The organism is Marivivens donghaensis (assembly GCF_030410045.1).
Taxonomy (GTDB): domain Bacteria; phylum Pseudomonadota; class Alphaproteobacteria; order Rhodobacterales; family Rhodobacteraceae; genus Marivivens; species Marivivens donghaensis.
The window spans coordinates 121,684-146,907 of record NZ_JAUFRA010000005.1 but is presented as its reverse complement, the minus strand read 5'-3'; the positions used below and the strand labels follow the sequence as shown (position 1 = coordinate 146,907).

The following is a 25,224-nucleotide window of genomic DNA, read 5'->3' as shown; positions in this document are numbered from 1 at the left end:
GCCAACCTATTTACCGGGAGGCGGTCAATCCAACCACACTGTTTGCAGACTGTGGGTCTAGCGCGATTCTATTTTTCGCGGTGTTTTCGGCTTTGGGCTGCTTCCAATTGGATGCTAATTACTTCTTTAGATCAGGTTTGCATAACCTAAGATGAGAAAACCTTTGCCTAAGCTGTGGGCAAGGCTGTGGATGAATCGAGCGGTTTTAAACACTTGCGTGCGTCAAGCTAGATTATCCAACATTTTGTCGAAAAAATTGATTGACCCCCAAGGGGTAGTTTTGTCAGTTTGTGCCTGCCGAGTGGGGCGCTACAATATGTGGTGCCGCTTGGATCAAGGCAGACTACCAAACGTAATGATCAGCACGCCGTGCTGTTGAGACAGGGTATTTCCCTGAGCGGAGTCGCTTTGCCCAAGCTTTGGTTCATTTGGCGTCAGGGAATTGGGGCGTGGTGTAGCGCCTTGAATTAGATCGGCAGGCCGCGCAGACGGTCGTGTGTTAGGGGCCAGGTACGATGAAGATCGAACGCATTTTCACCAAAGCAGGAAAAGACGCCTACGCGGATATCGAATTCCGCACGACGACGTCTGAAATTCGCAATCCCGATGGAACCATTGTGTTCAAACTCGACGATTGCGAGGTTCCGTCGAAATGGAGCCAAGTTGCCTCTGACGTGATTGCGCAGAAATACTTCCGCAAGGCTGGCGTGCCGAGCGCGATGACCAAGGTCCGTGAAAAGGGCGTGCCAGAATTCCTGTGGCGCTCTGTTCCTGCAGAAGGCGCAGAAATGTCAGGCGAAACCAGTGCAAAGCAGGTGTTCGACCGTCTGGCTGGTGCATGGTGCTATTGGGGTTGGAAGGGTGGTTATTTCACCACCGAGGATGACGCCCGCGCGTATTACGACGAGATGCGGTTCATGCTGGCCAATCAGATGGCCGCACCGAACAGCCCGCAGTGGTTCAACACAGGTCTGCATTGGGCTTATGGCATTGATGGTCCGGCACAAGGCCACCACTATGTCGACTACAAAACTGGGAAACTGGTTAAATCGAATTCTGCCTACGAACACCCGCAGCCGCATGCTTGCTTTATCCAGTCCGTCGCTGACGATCTGGTGAACGAGGGGGGCATCATGGACCTTTGGGTGCGTGAGGCGCGTCTGTTCAAATACGGCTCTGGCACCGGCACGAACTTCTCGTCGCTGCGGGGCGAAGGCGAACGGCTCTCGGGCGGCGGTAAATCGTCGGGCTTGATGGGCTTCCTCAAAATTGGCGATCGTGCGGCTGGCGCGATCAAATCAGGCGGCACAACCCGTCGAGCAGCGAAGATGGTGATCGTCGATGCCGATCACCCCGATATCGAAGACTTCATCAACTGGAAGGTCATCGAAGAACAGAAAGTGGCGTCCATCGTCGCTGGTTCGAAGATGCACGAACAGAAGCTGAATGCGATCTTTAAGGCGATCAACACGTGGGACGGGGCAGAGGCTGATGCTTATGATCCGTCCAAGAACGAGAGCCTGAAATCCGCTGTTCGTGAGGCAAAGAAAGTCGCGATCCCGGAAACCTACATCAAACGTGTTCTGGACTACGCAAAACAGGGCCACACCAGCATCGAATTCCCGACCTATGACACCGACTGGGATTCCGAGGCCTATGCATCGGTGTCGGGTCAGAACTCCAACAACTCGATCCGCGTGACCGATGCCTTCCTTCGGGCGGTTAAGGATGATGCGGATTGGGACCTGATCAACCGCAAAGACGGCACCGTTTCCAAGACTATCAAAGCGCGCGATCTGTGGGAGCAGGTTGGACACGCGGCATGGGCTTGTGCTGATCCGGGTATCCAGTTCCACGACACCGTTAACGCATGGCACACTTGCCCTGAGGACGGCGCGATCCGTGGATCGAACCCCTGTTCGGAATATATGTTCCTCGACGATACCGCTTGTAACCTCGCGTCGATGAACCTGCTGCAGTTCTACAAGAACGCTGAGTTTAACGTTGAGCAGTATATCCACGCGACCCGTCTTTGGACTGTGACGCTCGAAATCTCTGTGATGATGGCGCAATTCCCGTCCAAAGAAATCGCGCAGCTGTCCTACGTGTTCCGCACGCTTGGCCTTGGCTACGCGAACATCGGCGGTCTGCTGATGAACATGGGCTTTGGCTACGACAGCGACGAAGGCCGTGCGATGGGTGCTGCCCTGACCGCAATCATGACGGGCGTGTCCTATGCGACCTCAGCTGAAATGGCGGGCGAGTTGGGTGCCTTTGAAGGCTACGAGCGCAATAAAGAGCACATGCTCCGCGTTATTCGGAACCACCGCAACGCGGCACATGGCAATGCGGATGGCTACGAAGCCCTTGCGGTGAAACCTGTTCCGCTCGACCACGCGAACTGCCCTGACGCGCGTCTGGTGCAAATCGCAACCGAGGCATGGGATCAGGCGCTGGCGCTGGGTGAAAAGCACGGCTACCGCAACGCGCAGGTTTCTGTGATCGCGCCGACGGGGACCATCGGTCTTGTTATGGACTGTGACACCACAGGCATTGAGCCTGACTTTGCCCTCGTGAAATTCAAGAAACTCGCAGGCGGCGGTTACTTTAAAATCATCAACCGTTCGGTTCCGTCTGCGCTGGAGACGCTGGGCTATAGCTCTGCCGAAATCGAAGAGATCATCGCCTATGCAGTTGGTCATGGCTCGATCGGTCAGGCCCCCGCGATCAACCATACTGCGCTGATCGGTCATGGCTTTGGCCAAGGCGAAATCGACAAGATCGAAGCCGCGCTGAAATCGGCCTTTGATATCCGCTTTGTGTTCAACCAGTGGACGCTGGGTGAAGAGTTCTGCCAGAAAACCCTCGGTATTCCTGCGGCGAAACTGAACGATCCGTCGTTCGACCTGCTGCGACACCTTGGCTTCTCTAAGGCAGAGATCGACGCTGCGAACGACCATGTTTGTGGCACCATGACGCTGGAGGGTGCGCCGCACCTGAAAGAAGAGCACTACAACGTCTTTGACTGCGCCAACCCATGCGGCAAAAAAGGCAAGCGTTATCTGTCGGTTAATAGCCACATCACCATGATGGCTGCGGCGCAATCGTTCATCTCTGGTGCGATCTCTAAGACGATCAACATGCCGAATGATGCGACGATTGAGGACTGCCAGAAGGCTTACGAACTGTCGTGGAGCCTCGGCGTTAAGGCGAACGCGCTCTACCGTGATGGGTCGAAACTGTCCCAACCTCTCGCTGCGGCGCTGGTTGAGGATGACGAAGAGGCGGCAGAGATCCTCGAATCCGGCAACCCAGTGGAAAAAGCTGCGGTGCTGGCCGAGAAGGTGATCGAAAAGGTCATCGTCAAAGAGATCGTGCGCAGCCACCGCGAAAAGATGCCAGAGCGCCGTAAGGGATATACCCAAAAGGCGGTCGTGGGCGGACACAAGGTTTATCTCCGGACGGGCGAGTATGCTGACGGTAGCCTCGGTGAGATTTTCCTCGATATGCACAAAGAGGGGGCTGGCTTCCGCGCGATGATGAACAACTTTGCCATCGCGGTGTCGGTTGGTCTGCAATACGGCGTGCCGCTCGAAGAGTTCGTCGATGCGTTCACCTTTACCAAGTTTGAACCCGCAGGGATGGTGCAGGGGAACGACTCGATCAAGTCGGCGACCTCGATCCTCGATTACATCTTCCGCGAGCTGGCAGTGTCCTACCTCGACCGCACCGATTTGGCGCATGTGAAACCGCAGGGTGCTGCGTTCGACGATCTGGGTCGCGGCGAAGCGGAAGGCATCTCTAACGTCAAATCGCCTAGTGAAAGTGCGGCCTCTAAGTCGTTGGAAGTGTTGAAGCAAATCTCTTCGACGGGTTACTTGCGGAAGCGCTTGCCACAGGACTTGAATGTGTTTAGTGCGACGGCTGTAGAAGAGATTCAGCAGACCAAAGTTGTGACCGCTAAGACGGAAACCGCCGTTGGCACAGTGACCACGATGTCGGCACGTGACAAAGCGAAAATGCAAGGCTACGAGGGTGATCCTTGTGGGGATTGCGGCAACTACACGCTGGTGCGCAACGGCACCTGCATGAAGTGCAATACATGCGGCGGCACATCGGGCTGCAGCTGAGAGTTTCAGGGGCGGATGCGTTCGCCCCCGACGCGGATCGGGATACAGGCAAAAAGCAATCGGGCGGTATATAACTCCACCCGATCCGTGGAACTGGGGGGCCAAGCGCCCCCCATTCTTTATTTAGCGGAGATGGAATAGCCCGCAGCGGTGAGGCGGTCACGGATGCTGCGCGCGATGGCCACGGCGCCAGCGGTATCGCCATGCACGCAGATCGTGTCGATCGCGACAGGGATCGGATCGCCCGTGCGTGGCAGGATCGCGCCGGCCTCGAGCATTTGCAGGATACGGGTCGCAGCGATGTCGGGATCGTGGATAACTGCGCCGTCTTGCCCGCGTGGGGTGAGGGTGCCGTCGGATTCGTAGCTTCGATCCGCGAAAATCTCAGAGATCACAGGCCCGCCGAGGGCAGCCGCCACCCGTGCTTGGGCTGTGCCAGCGATTACCATGAGCGGAAGGTCAGGGCAGACGGAGCGGGCGGCGCGGTAGCAGGTGAGCGCCATCTCTTCGTCGCGTGACGCCATGTTTGCCATCGCCCCGTGCAGTTTCAGGTGCGAAAGCGATCCGCCCAAGGCACGGCAGACCCCGTCCGAGGCTGCGACTTGGTAACGGATGATCGCCGTGAGGTCAGAGGGGGCGAGCGTCATCTCGGTCCGTCCGAAATTCGCGCGGTCCTCAAACCCAGGGTGGGCACCGATAGCGACGCCTTTGTCCAATGCGGTTTGCATGACGCGGGACATAAGACGCGCATCGCCTGCGTGGGCACCGCAGCTCACGTTGGCAGAGCTGACAATGTCGAGCATCGCGAGTTCAGAGAGCACCTCGGGCTCTGTGCTGCCTTCGCCCATGTCGCAATTCAGATCGATCGTTTTCATGCGTCCCATCCTGTGATCATGCCGGAAATGAGTTGATAGCTAAGCAGGTCCGCCATTTGCGCAGGATCGCGGATCAGCGGTTTACAGAGCGCTGAGAGGTCGCGGGTCAGTCCTGCGGGGCTTTGATACGAGGATAGCGCCTCTGCGCGGGTGATGCAGGTGAATTGTATTTTTGCACCTGCCGGGGCCTGCGCGACCTTTGGAATGTCCTGAGGAATAACGGTGCCGATCCGTGGATAGCCGCCGACCGTTTGGCATTCGGGCAGCAGCACAAACGGCACACCATCACCTGTCATTTGGATATCACCGGGCTGGATTGCGTCCGACAGGATGTTCAATTGATCCGCCGTCGCGAACCCTGCGCCTGAGCCGTTCAGTTTCACACCTTGGCGATTGGCGGCGGAATCGCGGGTGAATTCGGTCTGGGTGAACCGTGCGCGCGTTGCTTCATCAAATAATGCTGTCTGTGGTCCGTTGATATAGCGGACGGTGCCGCCCTCAAACCGATTGTCGGTTGGCAGGATCATTCCGACCCGATCCGTATTTCGATCAGGGCCGAGGGGCAGGGTCATGCCAGTTTCGAGCGCTGCCCCGATGCCGCAGGTGAGGTGGGTCGAACGGCTGCCCATCACGGGATCGGTCGCGATGCCACCACCAAATCCAATGTAGCCATAAACGCCCGACAGCGCAGGGCCGATGGTCAGGCGATCCTCTGGAATGAGGAGGTGAGAGGCGTTCCAAACCATCGCCCTGTCGCCAATCGTGGCCCGCATAGGTGCGCCCGTTAGGGAAATACGGGTCGGTTGACTGACGGAAAACACGCCGCCCATACCCGCCATTTCGATCACAGCATGATCGGGCGATTGACCGAGGAGAGCGGCGCTTTCGCAGATGGCCTTGCGGTCTGCGGCACCCCCACGGGGAAGGCCGATCGACAGATACCCCTCGCGACCGAGGTCTTGGACCGTCATCGCAGGGCCAGCGCGGTGGATGGTGAGCGTGGTCATTCCACATCCTCCCACGTTGCGCTGCCAAAGGGGGTTGTTCGGGCGGTTGTGAATTCGGCCTCTGACACGGGGGTAAAGATGACCTCATCGGCGGGGGAAAACAGCGACGCGGGGCTGCGTGCCGGATCGAATAAGGGCAGGGCCGTTTGACCGATCCAGCGCCAGCCCGTGGGGGACGCGTTTGCAAAGACTACAAACTGACGGATGGCAACGACCAATGCGCCCGCAGGAACTTTGGGCGTGAGAGCGGTTTGGCGCGGGATGTTCCATTCGGGCGGCAGCGTGCCGAGATAGGGCAAACCTGGTGCAAACCCGATGGTCAAAACGCGCACCCGTGAGGTGCCGAGCGCATCAATCGCGGCATTCGTCGAAACCCCTGCGAGTTCTGCGGCTTCTGCCAATTGCGGACCGTGGTCGCCACCGTAGCAAGTCGGAACGCGCCAGAGTTTGCGACCTGCGGGCAGGGCTACGGCGCCCCAGTCTTGGGTCTCGAGCTTCTGTTGGAGTAGTGCGGTAACCTCATCCAGCCCAACCGCCAAGGGGTCGAACCGAAGCGCTACAGAGGCGAGCGTGCTAGATACTTCGACAAACGGGAGGGCGCTGTTCCGAATATGCGCGGCAAAGCCCAAAGCCGCCCGATTGGCCTGATCTGACATGGTCGTATCGAACCGTACTAGAACGGCATCCAAACCAAACGGAAGGATTTCAGGCAGGGGCATCATGATGTGGCGTAATGCGTTGACGACATGGTCGGATTTGTGGGCAAACCCGCGGTGATCGTCAACGCCTTAGTCAGATTATGCGGTTTTCAACGAGCGAGCAGAGCCGCTAATGCGCTGGGTGCTGCTGCGCATACATGTTGCCCCAGACGCCAGCGTTTCGGCCTGCTGTTGATTTTCGAGCGTGAGTTTCTGGATTTCACTCATCGCCATATTGATCTGATCCACCGCACGAGTCTGTTCAGAACTAGCGAGGGTGATCTCTTCGATGCGTTCAGCAACGGTGGTGATTTCGCCCGCGATTTTCTCAAACGTTTCGCGGGTCGTTGCCGATGTCGTCACGCCAATTTCGACTTGCTGACGCGATGTTTCGATCAAACGTGACGTCTCACCCGCTGCCTTGGACGAGCGTGCAGCGAGGTTGCGGACCTCTTGGGCCACGACCGCAAAACCACGACCATGTTGTCCCGCGCGTGCAGCTTCGACCGCAGCGTTGAGCGCGAGGAGGTTGGTTTGAAATGCGATTTCGTCGATCACTTTGATGATCTGAATGATGGCGCGGGACGATTTGTCGATCTCGTCCATGGCCATTACCATGTTTTCAACCTGCGACTGGCCGTCGTTAGCAATGGTCGCGGTGCGCCGCGCGAGGTCGTTTGCTGTGCTCGCCGATTTCGCATTTGACCGCACCATGGATGCGGTTTCCTCGATCGAGGAGGACAATTGTTCGACCGTGCTGGACTGCCGTTCGGCGTTTTGGTGGAGGTTATGGGTGCTGTTGTAGATCGTCTCAGCTGCGTTGTCAGCGATATCGATTTCTTTGGTCACGTCGGTGATCACGCTTCGGATCAAGTTGATCAAATCGGTGATCGCAGTGGTGGTGCGGGAAAGGTCGCCAGTCGGGGCTTCGGGCAACTGAACACTAAGGTCTTTTTCATCGGCCATTTTGCGAACAGCGCGATAGAGGTTGGCAAGCGGGCGAATGCTGCTGCGGGACCAACGAAGCAGAATATAAGCCGTCAGGATGCTTCCGCCGACCCAGATCAGCGAGATGGTAAGGGCAGGGTTGCCGAGGGCATTGGACCAGTAGGGATAGGTGAACCCTACAATAGACCCAAAAACGGTGTTCAAAACTACACTGAACACCGCAGTACGGATCATCAATGGCCACTTTGGGGGGATTAAAGTCATCACGGTTGCCTTGCCTGTTTTCACCTACAAAGGGTTCAACGGCGCAACCGTGACTTTATTTAGCGAGAAAACGACTTAGTTCAGGCCGTTTTTGCATAGGTTGGCGCATCGTAATCGCCGTCCATTTCTTCTGTTTTCGCAATGGCTTGAACCATGCGGCAAAGTGTTTCTTTGATCTGTGGGCTCTCTACACGAGCGAGTGCAAACAAGATACGCGATGTGGTCGTGTCAATCTCGTCCGAATGAACACGGTCATCGACGCCTTCAAAGAAGTAACCCGGCGATACGTCCAGTGCGGTTGCGATCTGATAAAGACGGCTGGCGGAGACGCGGTTTTGGCCGGCTTCGTATTTCTGCAACTGTTGGAACGAACACCCGATTTGTGCGGCCAGACCCGATTGCGTTAGACCGCGCATCAGGCGGGCATTGCGAATTTTCTGGGCTACAAAATCATCGATAGGATGCGGTATGGTGTTTCCTCTACAACTTCTGCAAGAGAAAATCTCGCCTCAACGGTTATGTTTCAACGTGTTAAATACAACTAAAAGTGGTTGAACTATCACCACTCAATGGTGCATAAATCACCCATCAAATTGAGCGGTGCAAGATTCGACCGTAACACGTTGCTTTGATGTCATTTTCTTATGGAGCATTGAGATGGGCGAGCCAAAAACTGCTGCGTTATTTTATGAGATGCTCCGTTCGTTCACGGTTTTGGCAAAGGAATTGAACCTCTCGCGGACCGTCTCTCGGTTGAATAGCACGCGTCAAACGGTCCGTCGGCACATTCGCGCATTGGAAGAGTATAGGGGAACCGAGCTGTTCTCTGTCAACGACCGACAATACGCTTTGACTGATGCGGGACGTGATGCGTTGGAGGGGGCTCTTGATATCGTGGCGCTGTCTGATGCGTGGATGAAAAACCAGTCGGGGCAGGTCCGTGGGCTGGATCAATTGCGCAGCGAAAAGACGAACGGCCACTATTATCATCTACAACAACAACCGATCAGTCGGATTTGGGACAGTGGGCCTGACTTGTTGCGGAATTGCTTTAACACGTGGGTCGCCTCGCAAGGACGTATTGAAGCGCCAGAGTTTCAGGCGGTCCGTGCGGCTGTCGTAATTTTCCGCCGTTTGGGCGAGGAATGGATCTGCGTGGAGGTCGGTGCGGAGTCCTCATATTCGTCATGGTTCGGGCGCGATTGGGCGCTGAGCAGTATCGGCCTGAAATCCGCTGACCTTCCGGGCGGTCAGGGGTTCGGTCGGTTGCTCGTCGCGCCGTTTGAGGAAGTGAAACGCACCGAAGGCGTGCGGCTAGATCACATCGTGTCAGAACTTCCGCGTGAGAAGGGCGGTGCCCCCGTGCCGATCAGCTATCAAAGGTTGCTATTGGGGTGTCGCTTCCCAGATCAGAGCCGTGGTTTGGTGTCGGTCGTGGTACGTACCTATGACCTCTGCATCGACGGGCTACCCAGAGAAGAGATTGAACGAATGCCGAGCGAGCTGCTCATGGATATTCGTTAATACTGGTAAACCATTTATTAACGGTCGTGGATCACAAGATGGCTCCAAGGATGATTAGCCTTGGAGAGTGAACAATGACCATCCACGATTCTTTTGAAGGTGCGCTTTATGTAGCCACCATTGTAACTTTGGCGGAAAAATACGGCATTCGGTTAGAGTCGGGGTCCGACTTTGATTACTATGCAGAAACAATCGCCGCGCATCGACCGCAGCCGATTGGCGTGCCGTTTGACCCAAACCTTAACGCGATTCACCCTGATGACGGGTTTTGGTTCCTCGGATGGGACCGTGACGGGCGGCTGGTCTTCACCCAAGCGGTGCGTTTGTTGCGGATCGAAGGGCAGAGCCTTGCCGACTATTTCCGCGATCAATACGTGGCCTTCCCGCCTGCAGGTTTGCCGATTGATTTCGACCGCTCGTTCTATTCCCCCGGACCGAGTGCGCGACGCATGACAGGGACCTGTGCCTATCATGGCGACGTCTGGATGATCAGCGATCCTGCCTATCGCGGCACAGGCATGTCGAGCATTCTGGCTCGGCTTGCTTTGGCAACGGCGCTGATGACGTGGTCGCCCGATCACATGATTGGGTTCATTATCAAAAAGCTCGCGTTCAAGGGCTTGGGTGAACGCGAAGGCTACATGCATTCCGAACCCGCCGCGCTGAGCTGGTATGCGAAGGATCGTCCTGATCCGATGGTAGCGCATATGTGTTGGATGAACCGCGATGACCTGCGGTATCTTCTCACCATTCCTGCCGAAACTGTTATGGCCTAAATGAAAAAGGCGCCCGAGAGGGCGCCTGTTTTTCCGTTTCTTGGATGGCGCTTAGCCGTTCCAAGTGCGGACCTGACCGCAGTCCATATGGACAAAGTTCGAGCCCGCATAACGACCAACGCCGCCTGCGTTGCAGGATTGTGCGGCGCTTGCGATTTGGTTGACAGAGCGGCTTGCTAGACGGAGGTCAGCAGCTTGACCGCGCATATGGAGTGAGTTACGTGCTACGCCAGATGATTGGCGGCGCAGCATGGCGTTGGTTTCAGGCGAACGATAGCCCGACAGCAACATGTAGGGTTCAGTGACGTCGAGCAGGTTGTGCGAGGCTGCCATGATATCGATGGTGCGCGTGTCGATAGCGATGGTTTTGTTGTTCCGCCAGTCGCGCATGAAGTGGACGATCTGGTTGACCGATTCAGCGATATAGTCGCCTTCGATCCAGTAGATCATGTCGATCTTTTCGCCGGTGCGGCCAGAATACATCTTAATCCGACGAACGTCACCAGCGCCGCGCAGGAACCCTGCCGCTTGACCGAATGTAGGGGTGAAAGCCGGAGCTGCCGTTACAGCGGTCGCGGCGAACGCACGAAGGAGACCGCGACGAGAAATTCCCGAGGTATTCGTTGTCGTCATAGTTGAAGCGCCTGTCCCGTCGCTATCACCTGCTGTGGCGTGCAGGTTTTGTTTTCATCTCATCCCCAGATGCAGGAACTTTATGGCACAGACTGATTCCTGAACCAACTAAAGAATGCCCTAGCGTCCGTTAACAAAGGTCAAATAGGCGAAAATTTGCGCAAAATCCGATTGAGGTGGCCCGTGATGCGTCGCCCTCGCGGTGCGGACCTGCAACATTTGGTAGCCCGGTGGCCGATTATCGCAATTGTGAGTGGACTATCGAGCCGTCAACGTGTCTCTCTGGTCGGCAATTGCGAATATTAGTTTGGGGCTTTGCGCGTGAATAGATCGGTTCGGTTTTCGTCTTTGGCGGCTGTGGTCGCGATGTCCTTTGTTCTGGGCACAACTGCGCCTGTGCAGGCGCAGGTCACAGCTTTCCGTCAAGCCGTGGCTGAATCCGTTGCGATGGACGACGAACTTGCCGCGTTTTACCGCGCTCGTGATTTCGCGAGCATTTGGACGGGATCGGACGAGGTTGCGCAGGCCCGCCGTAATGCGCTCTTGGGTGCGTTTGCGGATGCGCCGCTCCATGGTTTGCCAGCTGAGAAATTCGATCCCAATGCTCTGATCGCCCGTTTGCAGTCGGCCAAAACGGCATACGAACAAGGCGCGATGGAAGTGGAGTTGAGCGAATTGTTCCTCACCTATGCGCGGGACGTGCAGACAGGTATCCTCAACCCGAACCGTGTTCTGGATGCGATCAAACGTGAAGTTCCCGTGCATGATCGGATTGAGATCCTGAATGGGTTTTTGACGGCCGATCCGGTGCAGTATTTGCGGTCACTTGCCCCGCAGTCGGCTGAATATGCGCGGCTGATGCGGTCGAAAATGCGGCTAGAGCATCAGATCGCTCGCGGTGGCTGGGGTGCCACTGTGCCAGAGGCGACGCTGCGGCCCGGTGATACGGGGGCGGCTGTAGTGGCGCTGCGCAACCGTCTGATCGCGATGGGCTTTATGGAGCGGTCGGTGACGGCCACTTATGACGCAACTCTTCAGGCTGCGGTGCAAAAGTTTCAGGAATACAACGGTTTGACCGCTGATGGTGTTGCGGGTGGCTCGACGATTGTTGAGCTAAACCGCCCGATTGAGGACCGCCTTCAGTCAGTTATCGTCGCGATGGAACGGGAGCGTTGGCTGAATATCCCGCGTGGTGATCGGCATATCTGGGTGAACCTCACGGACTTCACCGCCAAGATCATTGACAACGATATAGTCACCTTTGAAACCCGATCTGTTATCGGTGCCAATTCGGACGACCGTCAGTCACCAGAGTTCTCTGACCTGATGGAGTTCATGGTGATTAACCCAAGCTGGTATGTACCGCGCTCGATCATCGTGAACGAATATCTGCCGCGACTGCAGGCCGATGCGGGGGCAGTAAGCCACCTTCAAGTCGTGGCGAGCAATGGTCAGGTTGTGAACCGCGCGAATGGCTTTAGCCAATATTCCGCGTCCAGCTTCCCGTTCTCCATGCGCCAGCCGCCGGGGCCGAGCAACGCGCTGGGGTCGGTGAAGTTCATGTTCCCGAACCGATACAATATCTATCTGCACGATACGCCTGCGCAGAATTTGTTCGCACGCGAAGTGCGGGCCTTTAGTCACGGGTGCATCCGCTTGGACGATCCGCATGACTTTGCTTACGCACTATTGGCGCGTCAGACCTCTGATCCGGTCGAGTTCTTCCAGTCCCGTCTTCGGACAGGGCAGGAAACGCGCGTTGATTTAGAAACGCCAGTGCCTGTGCACTTGGATTATCGTACCGCGTTTACCAATGTGGACGGGTCACTGCAGTATCGCCGCGACATTTACGGTCGTGACGCAGTGATTTGGGATGCTTTGGCACGTGAAGGGGTAGCCGCGGGCGGCGTTCAGGGGTAAATCCTTCTCAACGTTGAGAGGGACTTATGGCTTATACCGTTTCAGAGATTGCAACCGCACTCGGGGCTGAGGCCTTAGGTGATCTGTCCCTAGAGATTGACACGGCGTCAGAGCCTGCAACGGCTGGTCCACGCGACCTCGCACTGGCGATGTCGCCTGCTTATGCGGAAAAGCTTGGGCAGGGTCAGGCACAGGTTGCTGTGGTCTGGTCGGGTTGCGACTGGCAGGCGCTCGGCCTTAAGGCGGCGATCATCGCGCCGCGCGCGCGGCTTGCGATGGCAAAGCTCACGCAGATGCTCGACCGTCCGTGGGATATTGAGGACGGTATTCACCCGACCGCGATTACAGAGGGTGCGACCTTGGGTGAGGGGGTTGCGATTGGTCCCTTTGTTCTGATCGGCAAGGGCGCTGTGATCGGCGCAGGCACCCGAATTGCTGCACATGTGACGGTTGCACCCGGTGCTGTGGTTGGTGAAAACTGTGTGCTCCTTGATGGGTCGCGGGTGATGCGGCGTGTGACCTTGGGTGATCGCGTAATCCTGCATCCAAACGCTGTGATTGGCGCGGACGGGTTTTCCTTTGTCATGGCCGAGCAGTCGAATGTTGAGCGGGCCCGTGCGACCTTGGGCGATACCGAGGCGCAAATTCCGAACGATCCGCGTCAGCACCGTATCCATTCCTTGGGCGGCGTGATCCTCTCGGACGATGTTGAGGTCGGCGTTGGGTCCACCATTGACGCAGGGACCATCCGCCCGACCTTTGTCGGCGAAGGATCAAAAATCGATAACGGCTGCCATTTGGGGCACAACGTGGTTATGGGCAAGCACTGCCTTATGGCGGGACACGCGGCGGTGGCTGGATCAACGGTCATCGGGGATCGCGTGGTTTTGGGCGGTCAGACTGGCGTCGGTGACAACCTCAAAATCGGCGATGATGTTGTAACTTCGGCTGGGACGATGGTTTTGGCGAATGTGCCTGCGGGTCGTGTGATGATGGGCTATCCCGCGACACAAATGACGCAGCAAATTGAGATTTATAAATCCTTGCGCCGTCTGCCAAGAATCCTACGTGATATGGGAAACCGTCAAAAATAAGTTTCAAACGGCGGTCATAGTGATTAGATCATTTTAAATGCCCAAGGGTCATACCCGAGAGAGGCGAGGACACATGGAAATTCGCGAAAAAGTCATCGAAATCATTGCCGAACAGGCCGTTCTAGAGCCATCGGATGTGAAAATGGATCACACACTAGAAGATCTGGGCATTGATAGCCTCGGTCTGGTGGAGAGCATTTTTGCGATCGAAGAGGCCTTTGACATCTCTGTGCCGTTCAATGCGAATGACCCGAGCGAGAGCGATTTCGACATTTCGTCCGTCTCTGCCATCATTGACGCTGTTTCAAAGCTCGTCTCCGAAAAGGTATAACGCCAATGCGTCGCGTTGTGATTACAGGTGCGGGGACGATTAACGCCCTCGGCCATGATGTTGCGCAAACGTTTGAGGCGATGCGCGAAGGGCGTTGCGGCATCGGTCCGCTGGAAATTCCTGACGTTGATCGCCTGATGGTGAAAATCGCGGGCCAAGTGCGCAACTACGACGAACACGCGCATTTCAACCGTCAGCAAATCGCGCTCTATGATCGGTTCACGCAGTTTACCTTGCTGGCTGCGCGTCAGGCTGTGGCGCAGTCGGGGTTGGAATTTCACGGCGAGTTGGCGGATCGGTCTGGGGTTGTGCTTGGCACCTCTGGCGGTGGTCTGACGACGCAGGATGAAAACTACCGTGTGGTTTACGAGGAAGGGAAGAACCGCGTTCACCCCTTTATCGTGCCGAAGCTTATGAACAACGCAGCGACGAGCCACCTGTCCATCGAATTTAACCTGCGCGGTCCGTCCTTTACCGTGGCAACGGCTTGTGCGTCGTCTAACCATGCCATGGGGCAGGCGTTCCAGATGATCCGTTCGGGCATGGCGCCTGTCATGCTGACGGGTGGCTCTGAATCCATGCTGGTCTTTGGTGGCGTGAAAGCCTGGGAAGGGCTGCGCGTCATGTCCAAGGACGGGTGCCGTCCGTTCAGCGCCAATCGCAACGGCATGGTCCAAGGCGAAGGCGCGGGCGTTTTCGTGTTCGAGGATTACGAACACGCGCGTAAACGCGGGGCGACCATCCTTGCCGAAGTCATCGGCTTTGCGATGTCGTCGGATGCCTCTGATATCGTGATGCCGTCAAAGCAGGGCGCGGGACGTGCGATCACGGGCGCAATGCGAGACGCGCGGATCGACAAGAGCGAGGTTGGCTATATCAACGCGCATGGCACGGGCACGGCCGCCAACGACAAAACGGAATCGGCGGCTGTCGCGGATGCATTTGGTCCGCATGCGGATAAACTGATGATGTCCTCGACCAAGTCGATGCACGGTCACTTGATCGGTGGCACAGGCGCGGTCGAACTCTTGGCCTGTATCATGGCTCTCAAGGATGGTATCATCGCGCCGACGATCAACTACGAAGAGCCCGATCCAGAATGTGCGCTCGACGTGGTGCCGAATGAGGCGCGCGAGGCGAATGTGGACGTGGTTCTCACGAACGCCTTTGCCTTTGGCGGATTGAACGCCGTGCTGGCGCTACGCAAGGCCCCATAAACGTAAAACGCCGCCCTAAGAGGCGGCGTTTTGTTGAATATTCAGCGCCTTAGTTGGTCGGCGGCGTGGCTTTGTCGAATCCAGCGGTAAAGCCAGCGAGAGACATATCCAGAATAACTTCGGCTGCCTCAGGTGCTGTTTCTGCACGAACGATACGCACTTTCGCGTTCGACCCAGCCTTGAACGCAGCGAGCTCTTCGGCGGTGAAACCAGCGCGGGTCACGCATCCACCTTGGTTACAGAATTCGATCGGGTAACGGCGCGGATCGGCGTCATCAACTTGGATCATGATGCCTTCGGACAAGCGGGTCATCAGCGGGACCAGAAGGGTCGCAGCTGCTGCAGCTTGTTGGTCTGCGGGCATCGGGAACATGGTGACTTCCATGATCGAGTTACCGTCAGCATCCTTGAGCAGTTGGTAAATTTGGCAGGGTTCATCGCCAGATTCGACTTTGAGGCAGCGCAGTTCCCAATCACCAGAGGTCTCTTTGACGTAGACCTGACCGACCTGCGGGTCAGCGGGGGCGTCCGTTGCGGGGGCTGCGGTCTCTTGCGCCAGTGCGACACTGCCGAGGGCGATCATCGTCAGGGTGGCGAGCGGTTTAATCACGTTGAACATAAAAAGTCCTGTCTTGGTTTGCTGCGCACTGTCTAACACGTGAGGTTGTGGGTGTCAGGTGACATTGCCGTCACCATCGGCATAACTTGGCCGATTTGGTCACATGAAGTGTTACCGTTAACGCGTTGCGGCAAAAAGAAAAGGGACCGAAACCGATCCCCTTTCTCTATTCTCCCTGTCGGACTTGGCCGACTATTTGTGCTGACGCTACGAAAAGGAATCGGGACCGTCAACTAAGAAACGACAGTTTTATGGCAGTCGCCTAAAAAAACCGCGCCCAAAGGCGCGGCAAGTCTAACAGGGAGGAGATTTTGTCGGTCAGAATACAATTCTGACAAACGCTTTCACTATGGCATGAAACCGTTAAGGATGTATTTTAGCACCGATTTGAGCATTTAGGGGACGTTATGGAAAACGCGATTTTTATCGGCGGGGGTGGCGAAGGCTACGCTGAGCAGCAGGGGCTTTTGCTGAACTACGCGAACCGTCACGGCTTGATCGCTGGTGCGACGGGCACGGGTAAGACGGTGACACTGCAAATTCTGGCCGAGGGGTTTTCGGCTGCGGGCGTTCCTGTGTTTCTCTCGGATATTAAGGGCGATTTGTCGGGGTTGGCGGCGGCTGGTTCTGCCGATTTCAAACTCCACGATGCGTTCATGAAGCGGGCGGCGACCATCGGGCTCGATCTGCAATACGACAAATTCCCCGTGACCTTCTGGGACCTCTACGGTGATCAAGGCCACCCCGTGCGCACCACCGTTGCCGAAATGGGGCCTCTGTTGCTTGCGCGGATGTTGGAACTGTCCGATGTCCAAGAGGGCGTTCTGAACATCGTGTTCCGCGTCGCCGACGAAGAGGGCCTCCCGCTCTTGGACCTCAAAGATCTGCAATCCATGCTGCTGTGGGTTGGTGAACATGCGAGCGAGATTGCACTGCGCTATGGGAACATCGCGTCGGCGTCGATCGGTGCGATCCAGCGGCAGTTGCTGGTGTTGGAAAATCAGGGTGCAACGGCGTTCTTTGGCGAACCTGCCCTGGATCTGATGGACATGATGCAGGTGGCGCCCGACGGTCGTGGGCAGATCAACCTTCTGGCGGCGGATAAGCTGATGAACAGCCCGCGCCTCTATGCGACGTTCCTGCTGTGGCTGCGCTCTGAATTGTTCGAAGAACTGCCCGAGGTCGGCAACCCAGATAAGCCAAAGCTCGTGTTCTTCTTTGATGAGGCGCATTTGCTGTTTGATGACGCGCCCAAGGCGTTGGTAGATAAGGTCGAACAGGTTGCGCGTTTGATCCGGTCCAAAGGGGTAGGCGTTTATTTCATCACGCAAAACCCTGCTGACGTGCCAGAGGATATTCTGGGCCAGTTGGGCAACCGCGTGCAACATGCCCTGCGTGCCTTTACCGCGAAGGATCAAAAGGCCCTGCGTCAGGCGGCGGAGAACTATCGTCCGAACCCTGCGTTCGATATCGCTGATGCGATCACCGAGGTCGGCACGGGCGAGGCTGTGACCTCAATGCTCGAAAACAAGGGCATCCCTGGGATCGCGCAACGCACGCTGATCCGTCCGCCGTCGTCGAAACTCGGCCCGATTGAGGCGAGCGACCGGAAGGCGCTGATGGCGACCTCGCCGATGGGGGCAAAGTATGACACGGCTGTGGATCGTGAATCGGCGCATGAAATTCTGCTGAAACGCGCGGATGCCGCCGCCAAAGAAGCCGCTGCCGCAGAAGAGGCCGAAGCTAAGGCAGAGGAAGAGGAACGCGAGTTCCGCAATGCGCGCCGCTATGACGGTGGGTCGTCGCCTTCGACCAAGACCCGTACAACACGGTCGCGGTCAACAAAGAATGAATCCTTTGGGGAGGCCATCGGCTCTGCCGTGATCAAAGAGCTGAAAGGCACCACGGGACGGCGCATCGTGCGCGGCATCCTCGGAACGCTGTTCAAATCACGATAACGGAAAGGGCGGCGCGAGCCGCCTTTTTCAATTAAGCTGGCGGATTTTCAGGCTGGTGATCCGGTTTTGCTCTTTATCGATCACTTCGAAGCGGAACCCGTGGAAGCTGAACACTTGGCCGACAACAGGGATCATCTGGGCCTCATGGATCACCAGACCCGCTATGGTGTTTGCTTCGTCATCGGGCAGGTTCCAGTCATGCGCACGGTTCAGGTCGCGCAGGGTCATTGACCCGTCGACGATAAAGGCGCCGTCTGCCGTTGGTTTGATCATGTCCTCTTCGGCCACGTCGAATTCATCGGCGATTTCACCAACGATCTCTTCGAGGATGTCCTCAAGTGTGATCAGACCTTCAAGCCCGCCGTATTCATCGACCACCAAGGCAAAGTGCGTTTTGCGTTCAAGGAACTTGCGCATTTGATCGTCGAGCGTGGTGGTTTCGGGGATGAAGTAGGGCTTCATCGCGACCGACATGATGTCGAATTTGTTCATCTCGTCCGTGTCCATCGTCCCATCTTCGAGCATGCGGTGCATGGCGCGCAGGAGGTCTTTGGCGTGAAGAACGCCGACTACGTTTTCGGGATCATCGCGATAGAGCGGCAGACGGGTGTGCGGGCTTTCGAGAACTTGCGCGAGGATTTCAGGCACAGGCAGGCCCGCGTCGATCATCTGAATGCCAGAGCGGTGGAGCATGACCTCTTCGACAAAGCGTTCCGACAGATCGAGCGCGCCTAGGATACGGTCGCGGTCTTCTTTTTCGACGACACCTTCGGAGTGACCGAGTTGTAGCGCGCCTGCGATCTCTTCACGGACGGCCAGGATGTTGCTGTCGGGGTCCGCTTTGACGCCGAACATCCGCAGGACCAGACGCACCAACAGGCGCACGGCAGAGACCACCGGCGAAAAGACGAGGATCACATAGCGGATCGGAGAGGCCACGCGAGCCGCCACGGTTTCTGGATTGGTGATGGCATAGGTTTTCGGTAGCACCTCGGCAAAGATCAGAACGAGGAGGGTCATCCCCAAGGTCGCCAGTGCAACGCCGTTTTGCCCAAAGAGTTTCGTCAGTACCGCCGTCGCGAGCGACGTGGCGAGGATATTCACCACGTTATTGCCCAAGAGGATCGATCCGATCAGGCGTTCGTTGTCCTCTGTCACATTCAACGCCGTCTCAGCCCCGCGCGATCCCTTGTCGGCGGCAGAGCGTAGCTTACCACGGCTTGCGGCCGTCAACGCCGTTTCAGAGCCTGAGAAAAAGCCAGAGAGCACCAAAAGCACGAGGATGGCGGCGGCAGTGATCCAGAATGTAGCGTCGAGAACAGGCATTGGGTCCAATCCGTTGGTCTACAACGGTTATGGGGGCGCGAGGGGCGCGGTTCAAGAGGTCCGTTTTTTCGAAAGCGGATGATGGGTCAGAACGAGGTCTTTCAAACGCTCGTCTAACACATGCGTGTAAATTTCCGTTGTCGCGAGGTCAGCGTGGCCCAACATCGTCTGGATCGCCCGCAAATCAGCCCCACCTGCCAAGAGGTGCGTGGCGAATGCGTGACGGATGGTGTGGGGCGTGACGCTTTCGGGGGAAATCCCTGCGGCGACCGCGAGTTCTTTGATCAGGGCAAAGAAGCGGTGTCGGGTCAGGTGGCCGTCCTTGCTTCGCGAGGGAAAAAGGAATTTGGAGGCGGGGATGCCTTTGCGTTTGGCAAGGTCCTCTGCCGTGTCCCGCACATCGAGCCAGTCTGAGATCGCGTTCAGAGCGGCCGCAGAGAGCGGCACCATCCGTTCCTTACCCCCTTTGCCGCGCACCAACAGCATCTGCGGATTGCCCCTTGCGGCGGCAATCGGGAGGCTAACCAGTTCAGTGACACGCATCCCCGTCGCGTAGAGAAGCTCCATCAGGCAGGTATTCCGTGCCGTGTCGCGGCCATGTGTGCGGGCGGCGTGGAGGAGGCGATCAACATCCTCAACGCTCAGCGTTTTGGGCAGGCGCTTAGGTTTTCCTGGTCCTTTGATCTGAACCGCAGGGTTGTCGCTGCGCCAACCCTCTTCAAAGGCAAAACGATAAAGCTGTTTGATCGCAGAGAGGCGACGAGCGCGGGTCGAAACGGCCAATCCCTCGGCCTCGCAACTGATCAGGTAGTTTTCGACGTTGGTCCGATCCGCATCAATGAAATGGGTTTTGCGGCGGTCGAGCCAATCCGCAAAATCCTTGAGGTCGCGGGCATAGGCCAGTTGAGTGTTTGTCGCGGCATCTAGCTCTGCGGCCTGCGCTTCGAGGAAGCTCTGGATCCAATGCATCATGCCAGACGGCGCTGTCATGATGGGCGGTCCAACAACAGATACTGGAGCGCCGCACGCCGCGCGACATCCTCTAGCCCGACCGTGCGCAGGGTCACGAGCGCCTCTGAAATGGCGACAGGATCGCCGGTCATACCCTCACCAAAGTTCGCGATGGTGCGCAGGAGCGCCTCACCCAGTTTTTGCGAGTTGATGAGCTCTGCGATGGAAGTGGGAACGGGTATTTCGCTTGAAAATGCAGCGAATACAGTGTGTTGCGCGGGTGTCTTTGCGTTGACTGCTGAGACGTTGCCACGGGCAACAGCGCTGAGGAATACATCGTCGTCGGTTGTCGCGGTAAAGTTCAGAGCGGCTGCTTCGTAATCAGCGGACAAAAGCAGCACGTGGAACGCCAAGGCTGCTGCATCGCCCGTCAAAGGCAAGGCCGCAAGATCTGGAGCATAGAGGCGCGCAAACGGCACTTCGGTGCGGGCGTCTTTCATTGCGGACCATGCGGCAGGGAGGGCTGCGGCAACTGCAACGGGGTCGCGGGCGCGAATGGCGGTGTCAAACCGTTGGAACGCCTCAGCCCGATCCCAGATGCCGCCAGAAGCCGCAGGGCGTTGCGCGGTGTAAAGCGCACGCAGAACATTGTCGTCAACCGCACCGTAACGGGCCAAACGCTCTGCCGCTTCGAGTTGGCTACGCCAGCTCGCCACATCGCGTAGATCTGCATGGGCAAAGGCGCGTGGCAGTGTTGCCGTGGGAACAGGTTCGCCGATTGCTTCGAGCAGGCGGAATTTCAGCGGCGTGATACGATCAGGCGTTGGAACGGCCGCCGCGTGATCATCGAATTCGGTCTCGAGGAACCGCACCAATAGCTGTTCGTCGTCGGGCTGGATGTCGCCGAGCGCGATCCCAGTGTTGAGGATCAGCGCCGCCGTGTCCCAATCGCCGCCACGGGCCACGCAGAAAATACGAACCGCGTGAGTGGGCGCGAGGTCGGGCGCGTCGCGCATCGCGGCGCAAGCGTTGTCTTCGGTGCCCGTCAGTAGTGAAATGTCGAACCAACGGCGGAAGAGGGCGGGTTCTTGCGGGTCTGCGGCCTCAAGAAGCGCTTGTGCCTGTTGCAGCGCGCCAACCTCTAGCAATTTATCGACGCGGGCGAGGAAGAGGTTCCCCTCACGGGCTGCATCAAAGGGCGGTTTGGCTTCGGCCAAGAGAAGGACAGTAAGGAAGTCTTGGATCGCGGGGACCGACTCTGTCCGTTCTGCGGTGACGAGCGATACGAGAATTGATTCGGTGCTCGCTGACCAGATGGTGTTCGGTAGCCCCGTCACTGATGGTGGCAAGAGCCCGACCAAATCAGGGGATCCACTGTCCAGAGGCGTCACTGTCACCACGGGTGATTCCGCCCCATCAAGCGGCGCAACACCTGTTCCAAACTCAGAACCTAGGGGGCTGACGGTGACTGTTGGATCAACGCTATTGGACAGCCAATCAATGGCCGAAAGCGGACCTGCCTCTTGGGCTTGGGTCGCGGAGGCCAGCAAAACAAAGGCTGTGATAAGCTGTGCCCCTTGCATTTGTTATTTCACCTGCAGGGTAACGGGTTGGCTGACCGCTTGTTCCGGTGCCGCGAAATCTGCCGGAAAGAACAGCGGCCCGACGTAGGCGTATGCCACAAGTCCGATCCCCGCTAGAAAAAGCAGAACGATCAGAGCTTTGAACAATCTCCACAACATTCCGATAGCCTTTCTTGCCCTTTGTGCCTCATGGGCTTTGCACCCTTGGCTGTCTTTATATATGCCCTTGCTAGCAATAACACGCCATTCGGGACAGAAAATGACAACTCGGCAAGCCACAGCCGATCACGACCCAGAGAGCAAAACCGCTTTGAGCGGTCCATTTCGTCTGGAACGGACGGTTGTTCTGGTCGGAATGATGGGGTCGGGCAAGTCCGCGATCGGCAAATCGCTGGCGACTCGATTGGGTGTGGTGTTCCTTGATTCTGATGCCGAGATTGAGCGTGCGGCCAACGCGAGCATCTCTGAGATTTTCGTCCGCGATGGCGAAGAGTTTTTCCGCCGTCGTGAAACCGAGGTCATTCGGCGTCTTCTGAACGGGCGGCCCTGTGTGTTGTCGACGGGCGGCGGGGCGTTCATGGCGGAACGGAACCGCACGATGATCACCGAAAAAGGTGTGTCGCTCTGGCTCAAGGCGTCATTGGATACGCTTTGGGAACGAGTGCGTCACAAAGATACGCGGCCGTTGTTGCGCACCGCGAACCCGCGTCAGACGCTTGCGGATCTGCTGGCTGTACGCGAGCCGATCTACAGCCTTGCAAACCTGACGGTCGAAACGCAGGCGAATTATTCGATTGATGACACCACCGACAAAGCGATCGAAGCGCTGTTGGGCCGTGTCGATGTCCTAAAGGAAAAACAATGACTTTCGAAACCGTGCATGTTGGGTTGGTTGGCCGCGAATACGACGTTCTGATCGGGCCAGACTTGATTGCGACGGCAGGTGCGCGGATCGCGGACATGCTGACGGTTAAGAAAGTCGCGATTGTCACGGATACGAATGTCGCGGGCCTTCATCTGGCGACATTGCAGGCGTCATTGGATGCTGCGGGGGTGGCGCATTCCGCGCTGACCTTGCCTGCGGGCGAAAGCACCAAACGCTGGCCTGAGTTTACCAAAACGGTCGAATGGCTCCTTGAACAAAAGGTTGAACGGAATGGCCTCGTTATCGCGCTCGGCGGTGGGGTGATTGGTGACCTCGTAGGCTTTGCGGCCTCCGTTTTGCGCCGTGGTGTGCGGTTTGTGCAAATCCCGACCTCGCTCTTGGCGCAGGTGGATAGCTCTGTCGGCGGAAAAACGGGGATCAATACGGATCAGGGTAAGAACCTCGTCGGTGCTTTCCATCAGCCGAGCCTCGTTCTGGCGGATACGTCGATCCTGTCTACGCTCACAGAACGCGATTTCCTCGCGGGCTATGGTGAGGTCGTGAAATACGGCCTGTTGGGTGATGCGGCGTTTTTCGACTGGCTTGAGGTGAACGCACCGAAAATGGCGGCGGGCGATATGGCGGCGAGGGTTTATGCGGTGAAACGGTCCGTCGAGATGAAAGCCGAGATCGTGATGCGCGATGAGACAGAGCAGGGGGATCGGGCGCTCTTGAACCTCGGTCACACCTTCTGTCACGCGCTGGAAAAGACGACGGGTTATTCGGATCGTCTACTCCACGGTGAAGGCGTCGCAATTGGCTGTGCGCTGGCGTTTGAACTGTCGTCGCGCATGGGCCTGTGTAGCCAAGAGGACCCAAGCCGCGTTCGGGCTCACCTGCGTGAGATGGGCATGAAAACGGACGTAACCGATATTCCAGGTGATCTACCAGATGCCGAAGCGCTGTTGACCTTGATGGGGCAGGACAAAAAGGTTCTGGATGGAAAACTACGGTTCATCCTTGCGCGCGGGATCGGTCAGGCCTTTGTGACCTCGGATGTGCCGCGTGAGGCTGTGTTGTCGGTCCTGAACGACGCGCTGCGCGGTTAATCCGCTGCGGCCTTTGCGATGGCCGTGGCGAGGTCGCCGTATCCTGTAAATCGACGCTCAAACGCGAGGCCCATGCGGGTCGCGCAGTCGGCTGCTTTGGCTGTCAGGGCTGGGTCGTCGGTTTGGGCGAGATAGACCAGCTTTTCGTAATTGCCGAAATACATCGACAACAGATCGGGGTGACGATCTAGTCCGAGTGGTTTCCAGACAAAGGCGTCGAATTGGCGGGCGAGGAAGTCGGTGAGGTAGAAGGCGGTGACTTCACCGTGAGCCTCGAACACAGCATTCGTTTCAAAGAACGAATAGCAGTGCGGGCCAGCGATATAGTCGACGCCCAGTTCATCGCATTTCGCGAATAGCTGTCCGCCCGTGCCACAGTCCGCATAGGCGACCATGATCTGATCATAGGCATCGCGGTTCTCAGTGACCGCGGCCTCAACCGCATCCGTGATCCGTTCAGGGTGGTTGTGCAAAATCGCGGGAAGGCACTGGAAGTCCACGTGATCCCAGCCATTCAGCCGTTTCAGCGCGATGATCTCATGCGCGAGGGCACCGCAGGCCACAATAAGAACGCGGCCTCGCCCCATAGGGGCAAGGCCATCATTTGTCAGTGTGATGTCTGAAAGATCAGGCATTCATCTGGTTGTGCTTGCGCGCAACGAACGCTTTCGCGGTGTCAACGGCAACAGCAGCGTCACGGCAGTAAGCATCAGCGCCAATCGCACGACCGAATTCTTCGTTGAGCGGAGCGCCGCCAACCAGAACGATATAGTCGTCACGGATACCCTGTTCGACCATCGTGTCGATCACTGTCTTCATGTAAGGCATCGTAGTGGTCAACAGAGCCGACATGCCGAGGATGTCAGGCTTCTCGGTTTCCAGCGCTTCGAGGTATTTCTCAACAGCGTTGTTGATACCGAGGTCGACAACCTCAAAGCCAGCGCCTTCCATCATCATGGAAACGAGGTTCTTACCGATGTCGTGGATGTCGCCTTTCACGGTGCCGATCACCATTTTACCAACGCGCGGTGCGCCTGTTTCTGCCAGAAGCGGCTTCAGGATGGCCATGCCGCCCTTCATCGCGTTCGCAGCGAGCAGAACTTCGGGAACAAAGAGGATACCATCGCGGAAGTCGCGGCCAACAACAGTCATGCCACCAACGAGAGCTTCGGTGAGGACGCGGTAAGGGGTCCAGCCACGCTCGAGAAGGATTTCAACACCTTCTTCGATCTCTTCCTTCAGACCGTCGTAAAGGTCGTCAAACATCTGCTCGACGAGTTCTTCGTCGTTCAGTTCGGACAGAATGATGTCATCTTGATCGGACATTGGCGTTCTCTAGTTGGAAGGGTCAATTGGGGTGATTTGATCCCAATGCGACAATTGGTCTGGACCGATT

Annotated in this window: 23 protein-coding genes; 10 read left to right on the top strand and 13 right to left on the bottom strand. The window is 57.2% G+C overall.

The genetic code is table 11. The annotated features are described in order from the left end of the window. The first annotated feature begins 515 nt into the window (after positions 1-515). The gene (locus tag QWY83_RS06275) at positions 516-4,130 is read left to right on the top strand and encodes a vitamin B12-dependent ribonucleotide reductase (protein WP_249945620.1); all 3,615 of its coding nucleotides are present in this window, start codon (positions 516-518) and stop codon (positions 4,128-4,130) included. 119 nt (positions 4,131-4,249) lie between these two features. On the opposite strand, the gene QWY83_RS06270 is transcribed toward QWY83_RS06275, so the two are convergent. The 5 genes from QWY83_RS06270 to QWY83_RS06250 all read right to left on the bottom strand — a co-directional run bounded on the left by QWY83_RS06270 (position 4,250) and on the right by QWY83_RS06250 (position 8,356). Further along, entirely contained in the window at positions 4,250-5,005 is a 756-nt protein-coding gene (locus tag QWY83_RS06270) for a LamB/YcsF family protein (RefSeq protein ID WP_249945621.1), read from the bottom strand. Further along, positions 5,002-6,012 (bottom strand): 5-oxoprolinase subunit C family protein, encoded by a 1,011-nt coding sequence (locus QWY83_RS06265; RefSeq protein WP_249945622.1) that lies wholly within the window; start codon positions 6,010-6,012, stop codon positions 5,002-5,004. Before QWY83_RS06265 ends, QWY83_RS06270 begins: the two co-directional genes overlap by 4 nt. Beyond that, positions 6,009-6,734, bottom strand: a complete 726-nt coding sequence (locus QWY83_RS06260) for a 5-oxoprolinase subunit B family protein (RefSeq protein WP_249945623.1) — start codon at positions 6,732-6,734, stop codon at positions 6,009-6,011. Before QWY83_RS06260 ends, QWY83_RS06265 begins: the two co-directional genes overlap by 4 nt. A gap of 75 nt (positions 6,735-6,809) precedes the next feature. Continuing rightward, positions 6,810-7,892: a methyl-accepting chemotaxis protein gene (locus QWY83_RS06255; protein WP_249945624.1), complete on the bottom strand. Its 1,083-nt coding sequence runs from the start codon at positions 7,890-7,892 to the stop codon at positions 6,810-6,812. Positions 7,893-8,002: 110 nt separating this feature from the next. Further along, positions 8,003-8,356 carry a helix-turn-helix domain-containing protein gene (locus QWY83_RS06250; protein ID WP_290245946.1) on the bottom strand — a complete coding sequence of 118 codons (354 nt, stop codon included), beginning with the start codon at positions 8,354-8,356 and terminating at the stop codon, positions 8,003-8,005. 223 nt (positions 8,357-8,579) lie between these two features. On the opposite strand from QWY83_RS06250, the gene QWY83_RS06245 reads away from it, so the two are divergent. Together QWY83_RS06245 and QWY83_RS06240 are read left to right on the top strand one after the other, a co-directional pair. Further along, complete coding sequence (locus QWY83_RS06245) at positions 8,580-9,446, top strand: helix-turn-helix domain-containing protein (protein WP_249945626.1); 867 nt, start codon at positions 8,580-8,582, stop codon at positions 9,444-9,446. Positions 9,447-9,520: 74 nt separating this feature from the next. Further along, positions 9,521-10,222, top strand: a complete 702-nt coding sequence (locus tag QWY83_RS06240; protein ID WP_067545424.1) for a hypothetical protein — start codon at positions 9,521-9,523, stop codon at positions 10,220-10,222. Positions 10,223-10,273: 51 nt separating this feature from the next. Here QWY83_RS06240 and mepK read toward each other — a convergent pair whose 3' ends face one another. Then, positions 10,274-10,855: a peptidoglycan L,D-endopeptidase MepK gene (mepK, locus tag QWY83_RS06235; protein ID WP_249945627.1), complete on the bottom strand. Its 582-nt coding sequence runs from the start codon at positions 10,853-10,855 to the stop codon at positions 10,274-10,276. 366 nt (positions 10,856-11,221) lie between these two features. Between mepK and QWY83_RS06230 the strand changes: the two genes are divergently transcribed. The 4 genes from QWY83_RS06230 (at position 11,222) to QWY83_RS06215 (ending at position 15,417) form a co-directional block, all read left to right on the top strand. After that, on the top strand, positions 11,222-12,775 hold the full coding sequence (locus QWY83_RS06230; RefSeq protein WP_249945748.1) for a L,D-transpeptidase family protein: 1,554 nt from the start codon (positions 11,222-11,224) through the stop codon (positions 12,773-12,775). Positions 12,776-12,801: 26 nt separating this feature from the next. Continuing rightward, entirely contained in the window at positions 12,802-13,869 is a 1,068-nt protein-coding gene (locus QWY83_RS06225) for a UDP-3-O-(3-hydroxymyristoyl)glucosamine N-acyltransferase (protein ID WP_249945628.1), read from the top strand. Positions 13,870-13,942: 73 nt separating this feature from the next. After that, positions 13,943-14,200 carry an acyl carrier protein gene (locus tag QWY83_RS06220; RefSeq protein WP_105234962.1) on the top strand — a complete coding sequence of 86 codons (258 nt, stop codon included), beginning with the start codon at positions 13,943-13,945 and terminating at the stop codon, positions 14,198-14,200. Positions 14,201-14,205: 5 nt separating this feature from the next. Then, positions 14,206-15,417: a beta-ketoacyl-[acyl-carrier-protein] synthase family protein gene (locus QWY83_RS06215; protein ID WP_105234963.1), complete on the top strand. Its 1,212-nt coding sequence runs from the start codon at positions 14,206-14,208 to the stop codon at positions 15,415-15,417. Positions 15,418-15,466: 49 nt separating this feature from the next. Here the strand turns inward: QWY83_RS06215 and QWY83_RS06210 are convergent, their stop codons facing one another. Then, positions 15,467-16,036, bottom strand: coding sequence for an invasion associated locus B family protein (locus QWY83_RS06210; protein ID WP_249945629.1), 570 nt, complete (start codon positions 16,034-16,036; stop codon positions 15,467-15,469). Positions 16,037-16,443: 407 nt separating this feature from the next. Between QWY83_RS06210 and QWY83_RS06205 the strand changes: the two genes are divergently transcribed. After that, the gene (locus tag QWY83_RS06205) at positions 16,444-17,994 is read left to right on the top strand and encodes a helicase HerA-like domain-containing protein (protein ID WP_249945630.1); all 1,551 of its coding nucleotides are present in this window, start codon (positions 16,444-16,446) and stop codon (positions 17,992-17,994) included. Between the two features lie 27 nt (positions 17,995-18,021). Here the strand turns inward: QWY83_RS06205 and QWY83_RS06200 are convergent, their stop codons facing one another. From QWY83_RS06200 to QWY83_RS06185, 4 genes are read right to left on the bottom strand one after another with little or no spacing between them, the layout of a single operon-like run. After that, on the bottom strand, positions 18,022-19,320 hold the full coding sequence (locus QWY83_RS06200) for an HlyC/CorC family transporter (RefSeq protein ID WP_435404502.1): 1,299 nt from the start codon (positions 19,318-19,320) through the stop codon (positions 18,022-18,024). A 51-nt stretch (positions 19,321-19,371) separates the two neighbouring features. After that, complete coding sequence (locus tag QWY83_RS06195) at positions 19,372-20,310, bottom strand: site-specific tyrosine recombinase XerD (RefSeq protein WP_249945631.1); 939 nt, start codon at positions 20,308-20,310, stop codon at positions 19,372-19,374. After that, a complete protein-coding gene (locus tag QWY83_RS06190) occupies positions 20,307-21,854 on the bottom strand; it encodes a hypothetical protein (RefSeq protein WP_249945632.1) in 1,548 nt (515 codons plus the stop codon). The genes QWY83_RS06195 and QWY83_RS06190 overlap by 4 nt, the downstream gene beginning before the upstream one ends. Positions 21,855-21,857: 3 nt before the next feature. Next, entirely contained in the window at positions 21,858-22,013 is a 156-nt protein-coding gene (locus tag QWY83_RS06185; RefSeq protein ID WP_158664507.1) for a hypothetical protein, read from the bottom strand. Positions 22,014-22,113: 100 nt separating this feature from the next. On the opposite strand from QWY83_RS06185, the gene QWY83_RS06180 reads away from it, so the two are divergent. Both QWY83_RS06180 and aroB read left to right on the top strand, forming a co-directional pair. Further along, positions 22,114-22,719 (top strand): shikimate kinase, encoded by a 606-nt coding sequence (locus QWY83_RS06180; RefSeq protein ID WP_290245734.1) that lies wholly within the window; start codon positions 22,114-22,116, stop codon positions 22,717-22,719. Next, positions 22,716-23,828: a 3-dehydroquinate synthase gene (gene aroB, locus QWY83_RS06175; protein ID WP_249945633.1), complete on the top strand. Its 1,113-nt coding sequence runs from the start codon at positions 22,716-22,718 to the stop codon at positions 23,826-23,828. Before QWY83_RS06180 ends, aroB begins: the two co-directional genes overlap by 4 nt. Here the strand turns inward: aroB and QWY83_RS06170 are convergent. Together QWY83_RS06170 and QWY83_RS06165 are read right to left on the bottom strand one after the other, a co-directional pair. Then, positions 23,825-24,463, bottom strand: a complete 639-nt coding sequence (locus QWY83_RS06170) for a DUF1638 domain-containing protein (protein WP_249945634.1) — start codon at positions 24,461-24,463, stop codon at positions 23,825-23,827. The genes aroB and QWY83_RS06170 overlap by 4 nt on opposite strands. Beyond that, a complete protein-coding gene (locus QWY83_RS06165) occupies positions 24,456-25,154 on the bottom strand; it encodes a corrinoid protein (protein WP_067545389.1) in 699 nt (232 codons plus the stop codon). The genes QWY83_RS06170 and QWY83_RS06165 overlap by 8 nt, the downstream gene beginning before the upstream one ends. Positions 25,155-25,224: the final 70 nt, after the last annotated feature.

What these genes read in the sequence shown, in the direction of transcription:
- QWY83_RS06275 (WP_249945620.1), top strand. Translation starts at nt 516, where the DNA reads ATGAAGATCGAACGCATTTTCACCAAAGCAGGAAAAGACGCCTACGCG.
- QWY83_RS06270 (WP_249945621.1), bottom strand. Translation starts at nt 5,005, where the DNA reads ATGAAAACGATCGATCTGAATTGCGACATGGGCGAAGGCAGCACAGAG.
- QWY83_RS06265 (WP_249945622.1), bottom strand. Translation starts at nt 6,012, where the DNA reads ATGACCACGCTCACCATCCACCGCGCTGGCCCTGCGATGACGGTCCAA.
- QWY83_RS06260 (WP_249945623.1), bottom strand. Translation starts at nt 6,734, where the DNA reads ATGATGCCCCTGCCTGAAATCCTTCCGTTTGGTTTGGATGCCGTTCTA.
- QWY83_RS06255 (WP_249945624.1), bottom strand. Translation starts at nt 7,892, where the DNA reads ATGATCCGTACTGCGGTGTTCAGTGTAGTTTTGAACACCGTTTTTGGG.
- QWY83_RS06245 (WP_249945626.1), top strand. Translation starts at nt 8,580, where the DNA reads ATGGGCGAGCCAAAAACTGCTGCGTTATTTTATGAGATGCTCCGTTCG.
- QWY83_RS06240 (WP_067545424.1), top strand. Translation starts at nt 9,521, where the DNA reads ATGACCATCCACGATTCTTTTGAAGGTGCGCTTTATGTAGCCACCATT.
- mepK (WP_249945627.1), bottom strand. Translation starts at nt 10,855, where the DNA reads ATGACGACAACGAATACCTCGGGAATTTCTCGTCGCGGTCTCCTTCGT.
- QWY83_RS06230 (WP_249945748.1), top strand. Translation starts at nt 11,222, where the DNA reads ATGTCCTTTGTTCTGGGCACAACTGCGCCTGTGCAGGCGCAGGTCACA.
- QWY83_RS06225 (WP_249945628.1), top strand. Translation starts at nt 12,802, where the DNA reads ATGGCTTATACCGTTTCAGAGATTGCAACCGCACTCGGGGCTGAGGCC.
- QWY83_RS06220 (WP_105234962.1), top strand. Translation starts at nt 13,943, where the DNA reads ATGGAAATTCGCGAAAAAGTCATCGAAATCATTGCCGAACAGGCCGTT.
- QWY83_RS06215 (WP_105234963.1), top strand. Translation starts at nt 14,206, where the DNA reads ATGCGTCGCGTTGTGATTACAGGTGCGGGGACGATTAACGCCCTCGGC.
- QWY83_RS06210 (WP_249945629.1), bottom strand. Translation starts at nt 16,036, where the DNA reads ATGTTCAACGTGATTAAACCGCTCGCCACCCTGACGATGATCGCCCTC.
- QWY83_RS06205 (WP_249945630.1), top strand. Translation starts at nt 16,444, where the DNA reads ATGGAAAACGCGATTTTTATCGGCGGGGGTGGCGAAGGCTACGCTGAG.
- QWY83_RS06200 (WP_435404502.1), bottom strand. Translation starts at nt 19,320, where the DNA reads ATGCCTGTTCTCGACGCTACATTCTGGATCACTGCCGCCGCCATCCTC.
- QWY83_RS06195 (WP_249945631.1), bottom strand. Translation starts at nt 20,310, where the DNA reads ATGACAGCGCCGTCTGGCATGATGCATTGGATCCAGAGCTTCCTCGAA.
- QWY83_RS06190 (WP_249945632.1), bottom strand. Translation starts at nt 21,854, where the DNA reads ATGCAAGGGGCACAGCTTATCACAGCCTTTGTTTTGCTGGCCTCCGCG.
- QWY83_RS06185 (WP_158664507.1), bottom strand. Translation starts at nt 22,013, where the DNA reads ATGTTGTGGAGATTGTTCAAAGCTCTGATCGTTCTGCTTTTTCTAGCG.
- QWY83_RS06180 (WP_290245734.1), top strand. Translation starts at nt 22,114, where the DNA reads ATGACAACTCGGCAAGCCACAGCCGATCACGACCCAGAGAGCAAAACC.
- aroB (WP_249945633.1), top strand. Translation starts at nt 22,716, where the DNA reads ATGACTTTCGAAACCGTGCATGTTGGGTTGGTTGGCCGCGAATACGAC.
- QWY83_RS06170 (WP_249945634.1), bottom strand. Translation starts at nt 24,463, where the DNA reads ATGCCTGATCTTTCAGACATCACACTGACAAATGATGGCCTTGCCCCT.
- QWY83_RS06165 (WP_067545389.1), bottom strand. Translation starts at nt 25,154, where the DNA reads ATGTCCGATCAAGATGACATCATTCTGTCCGAACTGAACGACGAAGAA.